The organism is Niastella caeni, from assembly GCF_004834005.1.
Taxonomy (GTDB): Bacteria; Bacteroidota; Bacteroidia; order Chitinophagales; family Chitinophagaceae; genus Niastella; species Niastella caeni.
The window spans coordinates 59,198-75,651 of the sequence record NZ_STFF01000002.1 but is presented as its reverse complement, the minus strand read 5'-3'; the positions used below and the strand labels follow the sequence as shown (position 1 = coordinate 75,651).

Sequence of the window (16,454 nt, the reverse complement as noted above, 5' to 3'; positions counted from 1 at the left end):
AATGTTTGAAAACCCGGCAATAAAAAAGATTCCCCAAACTGTGAACCTTTATATAAAAAAAATTGGCGACCTGAACGCATATGCGTGAGGGTCGCCACAGTTTTAAATTGGGTACAAAATTGGCAAGCCTTAACTAATGACTATACTTTCCCGGTGAACTGTTTATGTGGTTTTTCAGTTACCTAATAATTGCTCCAGCCTGGTAGAAAATGCTTCGCCACCATTGCCGTTCCCAACATACCGGCCGATAATGTTACCATCCCTGTCGAGCAAAATTTTTGTAGGGAATGCGGTAACATTGTATTCTTTCACTGCATCAAATTTTAATGCATTCTCATTGTTCAGCACCTGCAACCAGGTAAGCCCATCTTCTGTTATGGCAGTTTTCCATAATCTGATACATTCTTCCTTTGTTTTGGCGTGCTCCGATGCAATACCAACTATTTCAAATCCTTTGTCTTTGTATTTAGCATACAGCTCTTTCAGGTGCGGGTGACTTGCCCGGCAGGGCCGGCACCAGCTTCCCCAAAAATCAAGCAGCACATAACGGCCCTTCAATGCATTTAAATCAACGTTCTTTCCATTTACATCTATTTTATACTTTGCAAAAGAGGTGAGCTTTTCTTTATAGTAATTACGTACAGAATCGGTAAGATGCTGGAAATAAGCAGCGCCACCCGGTATTTTATTACTGGCTTCTTTTATATCAGCAAGTATTTTATCCGATACTTCTTCCCCGGTCAGGTACATGCGCGCCAATACGGCAATGGCCTCTTTGGCCCGGCCGGTTGCCGCAAGGGCTATGCCATAATTATACGACAGGTTATCAGTAAGCTTATACGCTTCCGTCTTGGTGAGAATACGTGTCTTTACATCAGATGGGAATTTTCCGCCGTTTGCTATGTATAATGGCTGCAGGTAATACACTATTTTATCCTGTTTTCCCATCGCCAGCAATGCCCTGATATATACTGGCATCAGGCGACTGTATGCCTCTTTACAACTACTGTCTTTCCTGAATGCATTACTGACACTATCTACCATGGGCCGTATTTTGGCTTCTACCAATGGTGCATTCCCTTTTTCATTCTCTTCCAATAAAAAGCCACCTGCATTAACAGCGGCTCGTAGCCTGCCTTCGGGTGTGCGCAGGCGTTTCAGCCAGTTTGCTGCCTTTGCTTTGTCGCCAGCTTTAAAGTAAGACATGGCAATATCCAAACGTAACCCATCGTATTGCTCACCTATTTTATCCTTACCCCGATCGGGGAACTGTTGTAATAAACTGTCGAGTTTTTCAATCTTTCTTTCAGGCGTAGTAAGAAAGAATTTGGTACCAATAATAGCATGCGCCAATGGCCGGTCTGATGTATCAATTTGCGCCCAACCTGTTCCTTCAAAAACAACAGAAAACAAACAACTAAGCAGCCAGTATTTTTTCATGTTATAATGCTCTTTAAAAATTTTAAACATTCTATTAGCCATCGATCATCAGGGATTATTCTCCATACCGGGGTTCTGCGCTATCACAGCTTGCGGCAATTGCAGCGTGAATCGTTCAGGGCGTAACGTAAACGTTGAACTTAATACACCCGACGTGTTATATAGGCGATGGGTATACGTAGCTGAGGAGAAAAGGGGATCAACAGATAACCTTCTCATATCGAACCAGCGATAGCCCTGTACAGCGAATTCGCGGATACGTTCGTTCAGCACAAACTGGATCAATTGCAACTGCGTTAATCCCACAGGAATGGCGTTTGCATCTGTAGCGTTCATTCTTTTTACCCGAAGCGTTTTCAGGCTGTTGATCGCTGTAGTGGTATCACCAAGGCGGGCTGCCACCTCCGCACGTAGCAGGTAGAGTTCCGGTATTGTCATACCATTCTGAATAGAACTGTGTCCGTTACGGCGAAGGGCGCCTGTCATAGGATAGGATGTGGTCACTAAATATGGTTTGGTAGTAAAAAAGTTTAAACGTTTATCGGAAGAAGTGAACAGTTGTGTGGTCTGCGGGCTCAGGGTATATTCACTGGAAGTGGCTGACCACATATTGGAAGCCTGGCGGCTAACAATATACTCCGTATAATTGGCCTGGGTGGGCATCCCATTGAAAGAAGTGGTAGCCGTAGTGGTGGGATTCCACCCCCAGGTGCCGCCTGATACCATGGTAACGTTCAGATCGTATAATGCCATATTGGTAAGCGCAGTACCGGTGCCGGTACTGGCCAGGTCAGTAAGCGCCGACTCCAACCATGGTTTTGCAGTATCAAACTTACCCATGAATACATATACTTTGCCCAACAATAATTCTGCAGCAGTTTTACCCATCCTCACGCGGGTACGAATGGTAACCGGCAGATCGGGAATTGATTCTGTAAGATCCCTGATTATAAAATCGTACACTTCCTGAACCGGTGCCCGCGTAAATTTTGTCTCCGCTACATCTGCCTTCGTAACGATCGGGTAGCCGGGATCGGTAGCTGCAGTAGCAGCATTGTACGGCTTACCATATAGGTTAATGAGGCTGAAATAGATCCATGCCCGGTTAGCCCTTGCCTCAGCCATGATGGCTTTCTTTTCCGCTTCCGTGCCCGCTGTTGAAGACATTACCTCATTGATGATCTTGTTATAGCTATACAACTGGGTCATTAATGATGACATTTCAAAGGCAAAAATTCCCTCATCGTAAATCACATCGTCATAACGGAACAGGCGCTGGCTGCGCGCTAAAGCGCTGGAAAAATAATTATCGAAGGCAATTATTTCATCGCCCAACGGCACGCTTACATCAAGGTTATTGGTCACAAATCCGCCCGCATTCAACATAAGGTCATAGTCAGCGGTAGTCTCCGCAATAACTTTGCCTTTTGGCTTAATGTCTAAAAAACTCTTGCTGCAGGCTACCACACAGGATACAGCCAGCATACAAAGGCTGGTTTTATATATGTTTAGAAAACTCATTTTCATGTCGTAATTTTTAATTGATTAGAACCGCAGGTTTAACCCGAACGCAATGCTGTGTTGAGCAAAAGGAATAGTTCGTTCAGCCGTTGTAGAATTATGAAACTCCGGATCTATACCATATTGATTGGCCTTCCACAACAAAACGTTTGACAGAGTTGCGCGGAAAGTGATCTCTTCCGCTCTCATACGGCTTACAATTTGCTGCGGCAGGGTGTACGACAAATTAATGTCCCTCATTTTTATATAGGCGCCATCAAAATAGTTGATATCGCCATTGGCATAGTACAACACAGACCGTTGGCTGCTGCTTATACTTGAACTGGGAATATATGCCGGGATGTTAGTGATGGTTTCATCACCCGTTTTTTTCCAACGGCTATTAAAGTCCCGGTACATATTTCCAAAGAAATAACCGGCGCTGGTAGAAGTTCTACCAGCAAGCGCGGAGGTAGTGGTATTTAAACCAAGGGCATCCCTCTTGAGCCTTGAACCGAAATTGTAAACCATATTACAGGAAAGTTGGAAATTCCGGTACCGGAAATTATTACTGAAGCCGCCGGTCAATGTTGGCTGCCAGGTACCCATATAAACCAGGTCACTCGCCAGGGCAACGCCGGGCTTTTTGGTAATAGTGCCATCTGCCAATTCAACCAATGGATCGCCCACATTGTCGAGGCCTTTGAATCTATAACCCCATTGTGCATAGGATGAATAACCCTCTGCATACCGGGTACTCATATATTGAATGGCCGAAGTAGTGGGGTTGGGCGTATAGAGTTTGGTTACCTTATTTACATTATAGGATAAGATCAGGGTGGTAGACCAGATGAAATCCCGTTTTCGGAAGTTCACAGAAGTTAATCTTGTTTCTACACCCGTATTATGCATATCACCCAGGTTGCCAACAAAGGAAGTTACACCTGCAAACGCATTGGCAGGTACATAACCGATCAAATTGGTAGTGCGGCGCATGTACAGATCGGCATTTCCCAATAACCGGCCTTTCAGGAATGAATAATCGAGCCCCACATTATAATTCCTGGTATTTTCCCAGGAGATCCTCTTGTTGCCATACGTACCGATAGAATAAGCTATACCACCTGGCACATTTATATTTGTTCCTCCGCTAAGTATGTCATAGGCGGCCGCAAAATAACCCGATTTCGACGGTTGATTACCCGATAACCCATAAGTGGCCCGCAGGGTCAGGTAATCTACCCACATTACATGTTCCATAAACGATTCCCGGTTTATTTGCCAGCTCAAACCAATAGACCAAAGAGGTTTGTATTGTACAGATCTGTCCTGACCAAATAAATTAGACTTATCGTTCCGCACGCTGGCATTGATCGTATATCTTCTTAAATAAGTATACGCTGCGTTACTATACCAGGAAGTAGTGCGGGCCAAATTTTCTGTCTCACTGTATGCATCATAGCCAAGCGAGCTTCTTGTAAGACCTGATGGGAATACGGTACCTGAAATACCATTAGCCAGGGTAACATAATCTATCGGCAGGGAGGTATTCAGTTCCGGGTCATAACCACGGGCTACCGAAATATTCGTATTGCCAAAGGCACTGGTAGCCTCCTGACCGGCCAGCGTGGTTAGCTGGTGGTCGCCATTACCTGAGGTTATGTCATATACCAATTGATGACGAATGGTGTAATTTCGCCGGGTCACATTGGTTGTGGTCAGTTTTCCACCCGTAGTTGGCAGATAATATGTTGGGGAGCCACCTGGTGTGGTGGCAGGAACTGTAAACGCGGCCAGTTGATTTCTTACCGTGAAACTTTTCTGGCTCTCAAAATCAGTTGTTTTAGAGTTACCGTTCATTACACCGTATACACCTTCAACACGAAGCCCTTTGATCAGTTTTACGGTAATGCCACCCGTTATATTGGCATTAAAATTATTACCTTTTGTATTGCCATAGTTCATTTCATCTATGGGGTTGTAATTCAGGTTTACACCACTTTTAGCCTGATACAGGGTCGTGAGCGAATCGGTGCGATACAACCAGGGCATGGAAATACTGTTCCCATCAACATCTTTAAATAACTGGTAGGGGAAGAACCGGCTTGTAACGCCAAGATTGGGCATGCGGCCGGCAGATGTAATGGTATTCACCAGGTTGGTGATGAGGTATACAGATACCCTTTTACTTACATTCACATCCTGCCTGAGATTTATTTTATAAGCATTGTTCTTTTCACCGGGTGTACTGCTGGTGGTGTTGGTATAGGCCAGCGATCCATACAAACTGTAATTTCCAAATCCGCCTCTTACCGAAACGGTATGGTTACTGAGGGAGGCATTGCGGTACCAGATATCCTTGATCTGGCTCAGGTTATCAAGCGCTGCCAGGCTATCGAGCTGTGCATTGGCAGTAGCTTCGCTGATGAGCCCTCTGTATTGTTTAAACAGGATCGTTTCATGCGGTGCAATGGCAGCGTTGCCACTAATGAGCATGTTGGCAGAAGCATACGTATTGGCTGTAAGGTAAGCAGGATCGGCAAACAACTCTTTCATTGTTTGAATGTATTCGGCACTGCGCATATAGGGCAGGTATTCAACATCAGGCTTGCCCTGAAAATTTACGAATCCATTATATTCTACTTTCAGCTTGTTGGCGCCGAAAGAACCTTTTTTTGTAACAACAACGATAACACCATTGGAAGCTCGGCTACCCCAGATAGAAGCCGCCGTTGCATCTTTCAACAGAGTAACATCCTGTACATCGTTGGGATTTAAATCAGCAAGATCAGTGACCACCACCCCATCTACCACATACAACAGCGATTTATCGGCAAAAATGGTACTATTGCCGCGTACGGTAATTGTGTTGCCATTTTGATTAGGCGAATTATTTATTACCAACCCCGGTAGTTGGCCATCGAGGCGCTGCATGAGGTCCATGCTGGTGCTGCGGTTATAAATAACATCCATTTTAGGTTTACTGAAGCTGCCGGCGCTTCTGTCGCGCGAAAGCGTTTGATAACCATTGTTAAGTACAGTCACTTCCACAAGGTTGGCGCTTTCCAGTTTCAGCACTACCGATACAGGCGCCATGTTCTCTGTTGCATTTACAGGTATGGAGGTTGTTTCGAACCCGACGTAAGATACGCGTAATACATAGCGGCCGGGTGCAATATCATGTAATACGAAAACCCCTTTTTTATCTGTAATGGCCAGGGCATTACCAGGCACCAGCGTCACCGTGGCGCCGCGTAATAAGTTGCCCAGGCTATCGCGCACCTCCCCCTGTACGGTAAGCGGTGGGGCAGCGGGCTTTTTATGTTGGGCGGTATCTGTTTTTGTTACTATGAAAATGGTCTGGTTCTGAACCATGTAGGTTACAGGTTGATCTCTAAACACCTGTTGCAGGAAGGCTTCCAAAGGAAGTTGTTCGGCATTTATGGTAACCGGCTTCGATCCCTTTAATTGACCGGGCCGGTAAAAAAAGTAATAACCGGTTTGGGTGGTCACGTTGTCGAAAAGGTTCTCCAACGAAGCGTTTCTGACCTTTAATGTTACTGTTTGGGAACGCCCGGTTGCACTTACATGCAGTACGGAAACCAGTAAAATGATCGCGGTTAATTTCATCACTCGCAGGGTTTGATTAAATAACCGGAAGTGGCCCTGCCCCAGGCTGGCGGCCGCAAACAGCCGCAGAAGGGCAATACCTTTCCGGTTACAAAGCGCCTTAAAATGCATACTTTTGTAACAGTTTTGGTTAATAATAAAATTGTCTTTGCTGAGACCTTTTTTGCGTTAACCCGAAATTTTGCCGGGCGTGTTCCACCACACCTGGCTTTTTAATTGTGGGTCATCAACTATAGCGAAGCCTTGTCTTCATGGCTACGGCAATACGATCAAATGTTTTCCTTCCTTTTTAACATGAATGCCCATGGCGGCCATTCCCTTCAACACTTGCGATAACTGTAAACTTCTTTGCATGACGCCTTTAAATGGCTCAGAAACAGGTGCGCCCTTTTCAAAGCTGATCTCCACATCGTACCAGCGTTCCAGTTGCCGCATCACGGTTCTTAGATCTGTACCATCGAACCGGAACAACCCGTTCTTCCAGGCCATTATCTGTTTAACATCTGCGTTGTTGATCACGTGTACCAGTTTGGCTTGCGGGTTAAGCTGCGCCTGCTGACCCGGTAAAAGGAAAGCAGGGCTAGCTATTCCCGGACGGTTAATACTTACCTTGCCTTCAAGCAAGGTGGCGGACATAAAAGGTTCGTCTTCATAGGCGTTTATATTGAAGTGGGTACCAAGCACATTTACTTCGGCCAGCGTGCCTGCCGGCGATTGCACCAGCACAATAAAAGGTGTGCGTTCCTTTTTCTTTTTCCGGTAACGCGGTTTCACTTCTAAATACACTTCACCGGTTATGTACACTACCCGGTCAGAATCATCATTAAATGCTGCCGGAAAACGGATAGAAGAAGCCGAGTTCAGCCATACCTGTGTACCTTCGGGCAATGTAAGCTGGTACTGGCCGCCGCGGGGCGTGGTGAGCGTATTGTATATTACCTCACGCGATGGAACATTCGAAGCAGATGATAATTCATAAATGAGTTGACCGTCCTGTTGATTAACAGTTGCATTTCCCTGTTGGCTAAGCATTCCAACCGCTGTACTGTCCAATGCAATGGTTTTGCCATCGGCCAGCGTAAGCACGGCTTTATTGCTGCCCGGAACTACCTCATTTTGTGGTTGCGGAATTGATACTACTGCCGGCTTTTTTTCCTGACCAGTCCAATACCATATACCACCAGCCACAAGGATGAGGACCGCAGCAGCGGCTGCCCACCGCCAGGCCAGGCTCACCCTTTTTGTGCGGGGTTGCTGATCAGCAATTTGTTGTTCAATTAGTTGAAAACGGTTCTCCAGCCGTTGACGCAAAGCATCATCTGTATAGCCTGTAGGCTCCAGGCCGTCCTGAAAATGTGCTTTCAACAGTTCTTTTCCTGCAAGCTCATTCTCCTCATTTTCCAGCATCTCAAATAGCTGATCTACTTCTGCCGGGGTGCAGGTTTGGGTAATATATTTTTGAAAAAGTTCAGTAAACGAAGGTTGTGACACTACAAGGGGTTTATACTATGACGTATGGCAAAAGCCGGTCATCTGCTCCGGTATAAAATATTTTTAAATTTATTTCTGGGCTAACCAGGCAGCGAACAACAGCAGGGCGCCGGTTGAATTGTCGTGGGAATAGAAATACGTGCGGATACTGCGTGTAGCTTTTACTATATGGTCGTTAACGGTAGAAGTGGAAATGCCCAGGAGGTTACTTACCTGTTCATACGTGTGCCCTTTCAATTTACAAAGTTCAAAAACCTGCCGGCGTTGAGGGGGCAGGGAAGCTACAGCCGCGTGCAGCAACTGTTCGTTCTCGCGAAACAACAGACTTTCCTCGATGTGGGTATATTGTTCAGATGCGGCAGCTTTTACATTGGCATACAGCAATTTGTCGCGCCGCACTTTACGGTAAAAATCATACACTTTATTTTCACCGATGCGAAAAAGATAGGCGCGAATGCTGGTATGTATTTCTATGGTGTTCCGCTTTTCCCAAACCTGAATGAAAATATCCTGCAAAATCTCCTCAGCGGTTTCGGGATGCTTTACAAGTTTTAGCAGGTTTACATACAAGCGTTCGCTATATAAATGGTACAACTGGTCAAAACATTCCTTATCGCCTTGCTGTAAGCCGTTCAATAGCTGTTGCTCATTATATGGAAGTACCGTAGCCAATAATTTATTAAAAGAAGGAAGGTCTTATGTAATGGCAGGCAAGACACTTATTCCACGAAAATAAAAAGAAAGTTATTTTTATTTAAATTATTACGAGGGTTTTTGTGGACAGGGTTGGGGAGTATTCCTTACATTTAGTATCGCATCGCTTTATCAGCACGCTTAAAATATGAAAAAAAATCTCCTTTTAACGATTGTTGCTGCTATACTTTATAGCACTACCTGGTCACAGACTTCATATTCACTCTTTAACGGCAAGGACCTTAGCGGTTGGCATGTGGATGTACCTGCGATGGACACCAACTCTTCAGCGAAAAATCCGTTTATCGTACGGGACGGCATGCTGGTAAGCCTGGGAAACCCCAAAGGACATTTGATCACTGATTCGGTATACCAGAATTACCGGTTGCGGGTAGAATATCGTTTTCCCGGCAATCCCGGCAACTGTGGCGTACTGATACATGCATCAACACCCAGAGCGCTTTATAAAATGTTCCCCAAATCAATCGAGGCGCAAATGATGCATGAGAATGCCGGCGATTTCTGGTGCATCCAGGAAGATATAACCGTACCTGATATGGAAACCCGCCGCGGCCCAAAAAATGAATGGGGCGTTTCAGAAGGAAAACAACGTCGCATCAAAAACCTGACAGACAGTTCTGAAAAACCGTTAGGTGAATGGAATACCATGATCATTGAATGCAAAGGCAATACCATAAAAGTGTGGGTGAATAATGACCTGGTGAATGAGGGCTATAATTGTACCGCATCAAAAGGACAGATCGCCTTACAAGCAGAAGGGTCTGAGGTAGAATTCCGAACTGTTGCATTGACGCCGCTGAAATAAATACAGCCAACTTTTAAACCATACTCCTTCGCCTGTGCTTCTGGCTTTCTTCGCTCCAGGTTCGCACCCTATTTTGACCACCGGCCAACCGCCTAACGCAATATTGAGGTTCGCTTTATATGATGCTTTAGCTATTTCCGAAGGCTTCCCGGAGAAGGTACGAAGAAGACCCGAACGACAACCGGCGGATAGTCGTTATAACATCGCTATAAGGTCGCTGTAATGTCGCTGTAAGATCGCTATAAGGGAGCAGTGAGGCAGGAGAAAAACCGGGCGCTCTAATGAAATTTTGTATTTGCCCTGGCAAGGAAATGTGTATGAGCTATCTTAAATAAAGCTATAAAATTTTTCGATCATAGCCAAACTAAATGAGCCAGATTGATGCTCACTCCTACGTTCATTCGTAACACTATTTAAGCTGAACATGAATATGATCGTCGTGGCGAACTGCCTGGCAACCATGAAAGCGAATTTTATTGCTGGTCAGTTGCAAGCGGGATTGCAAATGTGGTTCAATGAATATTTTTCCAATGCGGGCATCACTGGCAAATAACTCAACCAGATATTTTGTCTTTTGCGGGTAAAATACGAAATCGTTCTTTCGATGCTGTGGTAATATGCTTTTCAGAAAACTATATTGCCAGTACCCTTTTTGATCACAAAATTGGGCTGTGTTCTTTTCGGCGCCAACAGGTTCTTCACAAATGCCATAGCCAATAGGCGATGGTGCTTCATTTGTTTCCTGTAACGATTGCCTGCTTTTATAACAGAACGACAGATCCAATTTCTTTCCATCATTATGACTAAGATGCGGAAACAATGGAAAGCCGTTGACAAAAGGGAAATTTGCATCTAAATACTTTACTACCGTTCCCGGATATTTCCTGTTCATTTCACCAGCAATGCTCACTGCCGCATCCCGCAAATCTTTTCTAACATAATTTCTATTTAACAAATAGGTTAAACCCGTTAATGGCCGCAAATTACTTCCTTTTCCTGAAGGAAGTTGTACCCGCCCAAATGGCTTAGCCAATACCGGTACAATTAAAACGGTTGCCAATAAATAGAAGAGAATAAAAGTTGCCAGTCTGCATAGTCTGCGAAGCCATTGATCACTCACTTTCCCATTGATGAACCGGTATGTTGAAAAGTTCAATAAATAAACCATCCCGCCTATTTGGGTTAAAACAGTAAGCACCACGAAGGTTACAACCCGGCTTATATAAGTAATTATTTTTGGGAAAACCATAGTGAGGGAAATAGGGTTTTAAAATCAGGCCGTACAATTATACATTACTCCGCCAATATTCCACGTAATGCCACTTTATAATCGGGATTATCAGTTATACCATTATGCCCCTGCCCTGCCAGCGTTATTAACGTGTCTTGCGGTTTAAAGACGGATTTCAGTTTCAGGGAAGAACCATAATAGATCACTTCATCCTGATCGCCATGAAAAACAACAACAGGCATTTTACAGTTTTTTAGATACTTGTTTGTCGCAAACTTATATTTTAAAATAAAGGTTGGGATAATGGGATATGCGTGCCGCATCATGTCGGTAAGGCTATAGTAGGGCGCCTGCAGGATCAATAGTTTTGGGTTATTCGTTGATGCCACTTTGGATGCAGGCCCGCTGCCAATAGAATAACCCAAAACAATGATCTTATTTTCCGCATACATTTTCTTCAACGAATCATAAACACATTGTATATCCTCAAAAAATGCCTGCTCGCCGCTTATTACCCCTTCGCTTTTTCCATAACCCCTGTAATCCAAAACGAACACATCATAGTTCAGTTGAGTATACGTTTTGGCTACCGTACCCCATGAATCTACTGCGCCTGCATTTCCATGCAAATAAAAAATAACGCCCTTTGAACTATCAGCTTTAAACAACAACCCATGCAATAATAGCTTGTCGTTCGTTGTTATGCTGAGTTCTTCAAATGGCTGGTCAAAAGTAAATTGATATTTCTTATCTAATTTTTGCGGGAAGAAGATCAGCATTTCCTGGAATACATACAACAACCCACATATTAGTATGTAAAGCGCAGCTATTATTATAATAATTTTCAAAACCATTCTCTTCATAATATGGGGTTAAAAGCTATATCGCTGGTGATTTCGTCTGAACGGTTTTCTTTCTTCTACGCCTTTTGAGAGTGAAAATTAGGAAAAATATATTTAAAACTTAATATTATTAATGGCACTGCAGTAACTCCATCTTTGAATTCAAGGTGATTTTTTCTTATGTATTCTTTTGCCTTCCGGTTTACATATATCGGTTTATGATATAAGTTACAGGTTTGTTACATTCCTTATAACAAAAGACAGTCTTGACAATTTGAGTTAAATTTATATCAATAAACTAACTTCAAATCCATGCCAAAGGGAACAAAGACTGCTCATTACATGATCCTAGTTTCGAGCCTGGTACTATTGACTATGGCTTGCAAAAAAAACACCAGCCCGAATACTGGTACCGGTAAGGCATCAAATGTATATGTTCTTGGAACAATTGACGATAATGTTGTATGTTGGAAAAATGGAGTGGCCCGTAATATATATAGTCGGGCAATGATAATAAATGATCTTGGCAGCCCTTCAATATTTGTTTCCGGGAACGATGTGTACATTCCCGGAATTAAACCTAATAATAATCCTACTATTCGTGGCAGTGTGCCGTTATACTGGAAAAATGAAATAGCTACTGTTTTGCCTGATTCATCCGGTGACGCAAGTGCAAATTCCATTTTTATTTCTAACAATGATGTATATGTTGCAGGTACTACCTATTACCGGAATGATACCTCGCGCGTGCCATATACTACTCCCTCAGCAATATATCCAAGATCGGGAAACGTGGCCACCATCTGGAAAAATGGAGTTGCTGCTACCTTACCCGGCTTTAGCTTTATAGGGTTGGTCGGTGGCGGCCAATATGCAGTTCGTGGTTATTCAGATTATGTAAGCTCCCTATTTGTTTCCGGAGATGATGTATATGTTTCCGGAGGTAGCCGTAATATTGCGAGTTACGCAAGGTACTGGAAGAACGGGGTTCCTACAGATCTATCCAGTAGATTAACCTATTATGCTGTAAACGGTAAGGCGTGTTTTCCGGCCACAACTTCTATAACAGCTTCCGGAAATGATGTGTACGTTGCGGGGTATCAATTTACCAGCACCGACAAAACTTTAGCGTTATATTGGAAGAATGGGGCGCCTGCTTATCTCAGTACCGATTCCATAAGTGGTTCGCGAGCACATAGCATATTTGCTACCGGGAAGGATGTATATATTGCAGGGTATCAAAATATAAATAACTATTCCAGGGCCATATATTGGAAAAACGGGGTGCCTGTCACGCTTACGACAGGAGTAATCAGTTCTATTGCCAATTCCATTTTTGTTGCAGGAAATGATGTTTATGTTGCAGGATATCAATGGACCGTTGGAGGCCATTATATTGCAACCATCTGGAAAAACGGAGAAGTTATAAAACTGACCGATGGAACAAGTAATGCCTTTGCAAATTCAATATACATACAATAAAGAATGTGCTACTGACATAATATTTTGTGGAGTCTGCCGGCATATTGTCGAACCAATTAATGAAATTATTCAATCGTATAAGTACTATAAAGCCTATAACAGATAAATTTCAGTGTATATAAGTCATTCTTTATACCGTATAGATTACTGACCGTATTCCATCTGTCCTTTTTTAGGGGTACGCATAGCCCATTGCCTGCACTTAATAATTCCAATAAAACAATCACATTAGCCCGCTAAATTTGTTTACGGATATCCTTTACCTATATGATAGTCTATTTAAATACATTGATACCCTTAATAATTTTCCTATTACCTGGCCCAATAACCATGGCGGAAAATTGGAAGATAGCCCAACTCCGGGATCTTATATTTATAAATGAAAACTCGTATAATATTCATGCGGGATTTGTTTTCCGGGTTAAATCGTAAGTAATGGGCAGATTTATGGAACTGCTTTTCGGTAAAAAAGACGAGAAAGAATTTATCTATTTCAGGTGGATACGAAATCTATACAGTTCTTCTCCCGTTTTGCTCCGATGCTTTATAAGACTTTGATCATTAATAAACACTTATCTTAAAATTCATGAACATGAAACTTAACAACTTCCTATCTGCTCTACTGCTTTTGCTCGTAGTTTCAACTAATGGCTTTACTCAAACCATCAATGTCAATGTGGATTATTCCTCCGTATTACGTGTGAGCAAATTCAGCGCGGGTATGTCGCTCATCGATAAGACTATGTATTACGACTCTCCTAACAGTAATCCCGGTGCTGTAGCCTCAGCCCGCAATCTGATGAAGAATGGCTTAAAGTTCATCAACACGCATATCATGGCCTGGGGCCCGGGAAATCCATGGCCCAACCCTTCTTCTACCGAACCAACCGATTGGACCAGTCTTGATTCGAACATGAGTATCATCAGGTTTAGCGGCAAAACACCTGTTATCACACTTTGCGAAGCTCCATGGTGGATGAAAGGTAGATTAGAAGCCGATGGCACTACTACACTGGTCACAGAAGCCAACGAATGGGAGCCTATAGCATATGAATCACGAGTGCTCGATAATAAAATGACCCAGTGGCTTAAGCTTGTAAGACGGGTAGCGGAGCGATATATGGTTGCCCCTTACAATGTGCGTCATTTTTCAGTATGGAATGAACTGAAAGGATACTACAATCCAATTACCAATTCCTACGATTATAACAACAGTGCAGGTGTGGCATCAGGAAGTAATGCCAAACATGGTTTTACCTACATGTACAATCTGGTATATCAGGAAATACGCCAGGTTGCCACCGAAAAAGGCATTGCGCTTTCTTCCATAAAGATTGGAGGCCCATATCCATCTCTGTCCATTGGCAGCAATGCTAATTCGATGAGTCATCCCTCTACAGTTACAGGTCCATGGGGAGTATTGGACAAACGTGGTCTCGACGCTATAAGTTACTGGCTCAACAATAAATTAGGAGGAGAATTTATTTCACTGGATGGCTACAATACGACTACATTTGGCTCTGACAATGTGGACGCCTTCGGTATGTGTGATATGTTTGCCGCTGCCAATAACTGGATCCGCGCTCAGAATGGTGGATCTACGATCCCGATCTGGTGGACCGAATGGTATGTAAAGAGGACGGGACTGCCTGCCACTAATGCCGCTTTCAACGCCGTCGGCGCTTACGCAGCAATCAAACAAATCACTTCCGATGTTTCTGTGATATTGCTTTGGGGAGGCACAGAAGACCTTTCCGATACAGATCCGTTGCTTCCTCCTATGTGGACAAGCACATCGATTAGCGGAGGTGGACAAGCATTACCCTGGTACAATACTTACAAAAAATTAGGTGAATTATTCAATGCAGGCAAAACCCTTTACACTACTTCATCTTCATCTACCAAGGTAGCAGCGATGGCTACCGCCAATACCGTGCTGCTGGTGAATAAAACCAACAGCAGCAAATCTGTAAAACTAAATGGTGGTACTACTTATACGCTGGCCGCTTATGAGGTAAAGTTCATTACTACTTCACCATTATTTTCAACCAACGATGCGCCGGAATCAAATAGATCAAAACTAAAATTGTATCCTAATCCGGCCATAAATAGGGTGATCTTCGATGCAGGCAGAGAGGTGATCAAAGAGATTAGCATATATAATACACAGGGGGTTCAGGTAACACAACTTCAGGCTGGTTCAAAGTCCAGGACGGAAATACGGACGAATGGATGGGCTGCGGGATCATATACGGCTGTGATCACGACAAATGTGGGAACATATCAGGAGAAATTAATTATTACGCCTTCACGGTGAGAACAAATAAGTAGTAAGTAAAGGCCAACAATTTGATTACTTAAAACTCAAAAACCCGCACCTGTTGCGGGTTTTATAATTTGGATCACTTAATAAAACTTATTTACTTCCACCATCCATTCTTTAGTGTTAAATTCTTTATTGGCTTTCTCATCTTCTGATTTAAAATAAAGTGTTGTGAATTGCCTCACTAACTTTTGTAAAGGTCATGTTTTATGGGTTCATAATAAAGAATGACTGCGCCACCGCTAAATGTTTTTGTCTTTATGTGTTTAAGAATAATTTTTTCACTGATATTTTTAAATAACGGCAAACCACTTCCTGCGATAACAGGGTGAATACAAAGTTGATATTCGTCTATTAAATTAAGTTTCGTCAAAGCTACAATTAAGCTCGGACTGCATACAAAAACGTCTTTACCCGATTGTTGTTTGAGTTCCAAAACTACTGTCTCAAGGTCTTGACCTGCTAATTTCGCACTTTTCCAATCTACATTTTTCAGTGTGCGGGAAAATACAATCTTTGGGGTGTTATCTATTGCCTCAGCAAAGTCGTCCATTGCTTTATCGCCTGTGGGATTTTCCAGCACAGTTCGCCAAAACTCCATAAGCTGGTAGGTTATCCTGCCATATAAAGCGGTATCAGCACTTCTCAACAGATCAGCGTAATGTTGATGTAATTCTTCGTCAGGGACACCTGAGGTATGATCACAAAACCCGTCAAGCGTCATATTGATTGCTGCAATTACTTTTTTCATATTTTCCTTTTTGTCTGTCTAACAACTGAAATTCTTCTGCCAGGAACTGTGTTGCCTTATGGTTCTCTGTTTACGTAATTAAAAATATCTAAAAGCTATTAAATATTTTTCAATTGTTATATCTAGGATCACACAATTATATCGGATCCCCATACTGAAAGCACTGGTTGATCTTTAAGGATAGCTCGCCGACATAAAAACATGCAGTTAGGCAAACAGATAAGCTGATAATAATCAGTATAAGT

11 protein-coding genes are annotated in these 16,454 nt (G+C 43.1%); 3 read left to right on the top strand and 8 right to left on the bottom strand.

What is annotated here, in order from left to right; genetic code table 11:
• Window positions 1-174: 174 nt before the first annotated feature.
• The 5 genes from FAM09_RS08170 to FAM09_RS08150 form a co-directional block, all read right to left on the bottom strand.
• Entirely contained in the window at window positions 175-1,440 is a 1,266-nt protein-coding gene (locus FAM09_RS08170; protein WP_166437065.1) for a TlpA family protein disulfide reductase, read from the bottom strand.
• A gap of 48 nt (window positions 1,441-1,488) precedes the next feature.
• Complete coding sequence (locus FAM09_RS08165; RefSeq protein WP_208025510.1) at window positions 1,489-2,961, bottom strand: RagB/SusD family nutrient uptake outer membrane protein; 1,473 nt, start codon at window positions 2,959-2,961, stop codon at window positions 1,489-1,491.
• 24 nt (window positions 2,962-2,985) lie between these two features.
• Window positions 2,986-6,681 (bottom strand): SusC/RagA family TonB-linked outer membrane protein, encoded by a 3,696-nt coding sequence (locus FAM09_RS08160; RefSeq protein ID WP_136576616.1) that lies wholly within the window; start codon window positions 6,679-6,681, stop codon window positions 2,986-2,988.
• 144 nt (window positions 6,682-6,825) lie between these two features.
• On the bottom strand, window positions 6,826-8,061 hold the full coding sequence (locus FAM09_RS08155; RefSeq protein WP_136576615.1) for a FecR family protein: 1,236 nt from the start codon (window positions 8,059-8,061) through the stop codon (window positions 6,826-6,828).
• 69 nt (window positions 8,062-8,130) lie between these two features.
• The gene (locus tag FAM09_RS08150; RefSeq protein ID WP_136576614.1) at window positions 8,131-8,733 is read right to left on the bottom strand and encodes an RNA polymerase sigma factor; all 603 of its coding nucleotides are present in this window, start codon (window positions 8,731-8,733) and stop codon (window positions 8,131-8,133) included.
• A gap of 169 nt (window positions 8,734-8,902) precedes the next feature.
• Here FAM09_RS08150 and FAM09_RS08145 point away from each other — a divergent pair, with 169 nt between their 5' ends.
• The gene (locus FAM09_RS08145; RefSeq protein WP_136576613.1) at window positions 8,903-9,580 is read left to right on the top strand and encodes a 3-keto-disaccharide hydrolase; all 678 of its coding nucleotides are present in this window, start codon (window positions 8,903-8,905) and stop codon (window positions 9,578-9,580) included.
• A gap of 409 nt (window positions 9,581-9,989) precedes the next feature.
• Here FAM09_RS08145 and FAM09_RS08140 read toward each other — a convergent pair whose 3' ends face one another.
• The gene (locus FAM09_RS08140) at window positions 9,990-10,829 is read right to left on the bottom strand and encodes a hypothetical protein (protein WP_136576612.1); all 840 of its coding nucleotides are present in this window, start codon (window positions 10,827-10,829) and stop codon (window positions 9,990-9,992) included.
• 44 nt (window positions 10,830-10,873) lie between these two features.
• Window positions 10,874-11,674 carry an alpha/beta hydrolase gene (locus FAM09_RS08135; protein ID WP_136576611.1) on the bottom strand — a complete coding sequence of 267 codons (801 nt, stop codon included), beginning with the start codon at window positions 11,672-11,674 and terminating at the stop codon, window positions 10,874-10,876.
• 321 nt (window positions 11,675-11,995) lie between these two features.
• On the opposite strand from FAM09_RS08135, the gene FAM09_RS08130 reads away from it, so the two are divergent.
• A complete protein-coding gene (locus tag FAM09_RS08130) occupies window positions 11,996-13,135 on the top strand; it encodes a hypothetical protein (RefSeq protein WP_208025509.1) in 1,140 nt (379 codons plus the stop codon).
• Between the two features lie 592 nt (window positions 13,136-13,727).
• A complete protein-coding gene (locus FAM09_RS08125; protein ID WP_166437063.1) occupies window positions 13,728-15,452 on the top strand; it encodes a T9SS type A sorting domain-containing protein in 1,725 nt (574 codons plus the stop codon).
• Window positions 15,453-15,642: 190 nt separating this feature from the next.
• Here the strand turns inward: FAM09_RS08125 and FAM09_RS08120 are convergent, their stop codons facing one another.
• Entirely contained in the window at window positions 15,643-16,209 is a 567-nt protein-coding gene (locus FAM09_RS08120; protein ID WP_136576608.1) for a dihydrofolate reductase family protein, read from the bottom strand.
• Window positions 16,210-16,454: the final 245 nt, after the last annotated feature.

Excerpts from the sequence above, each read along its gene's own strand:
- FAM09_RS08170 (WP_166437065.1), bottom strand. The coding sequence starts at position 1,440 with ATGAAAAAATACTGGCTGCTTAGTTGTTTGTTTTCTGTTGTTTTTGAA.
- FAM09_RS08135 (WP_136576611.1), bottom strand. The coding sequence starts at position 11,674 with ATGAAGAGAATGGTTTTGAAAATTATTATAATAATAGCTGCGCTTTAC.
- FAM09_RS08160 (WP_136576616.1), bottom strand. The coding sequence starts at position 6,681 with ATGCATTTTAAGGCGCTTTGTAACCGGAAAGGTATTGCCCTTCTGCGG.
- FAM09_RS08120 (WP_136576608.1), bottom strand. The coding sequence starts at position 16,209 with ATGAAAAAAGTAATTGCAGCAATCAATATGACGCTTGACGGGTTTTGT.
- FAM09_RS08130 (WP_208025509.1), top strand. The coding sequence starts at position 11,996 with ATGATCCTAGTTTCGAGCCTGGTACTATTGACTATGGCTTGCAAAAAA.
- FAM09_RS08145 (WP_136576613.1), top strand. The coding sequence starts at position 8,903 with ATGAAAAAAAATCTCCTTTTAACGATTGTTGCTGCTATACTTTATAGC.
- FAM09_RS08165 (WP_208025510.1), bottom strand. The coding sequence starts at position 2,961 with ATGAGTTTTCTAAACATATATAAAACCAGCCTTTGTATGCTGGCTGTA.
- FAM09_RS08125 (WP_166437063.1), top strand. The coding sequence starts at position 13,728 with ATGAAACTTAACAACTTCCTATCTGCTCTACTGCTTTTGCTCGTAGTT.
- FAM09_RS08140 (WP_136576612.1), bottom strand. The coding sequence starts at position 10,829 with ATGGTTTTCCCAAAAATAATTACTTATATAAGCCGGGTTGTAACCTTC.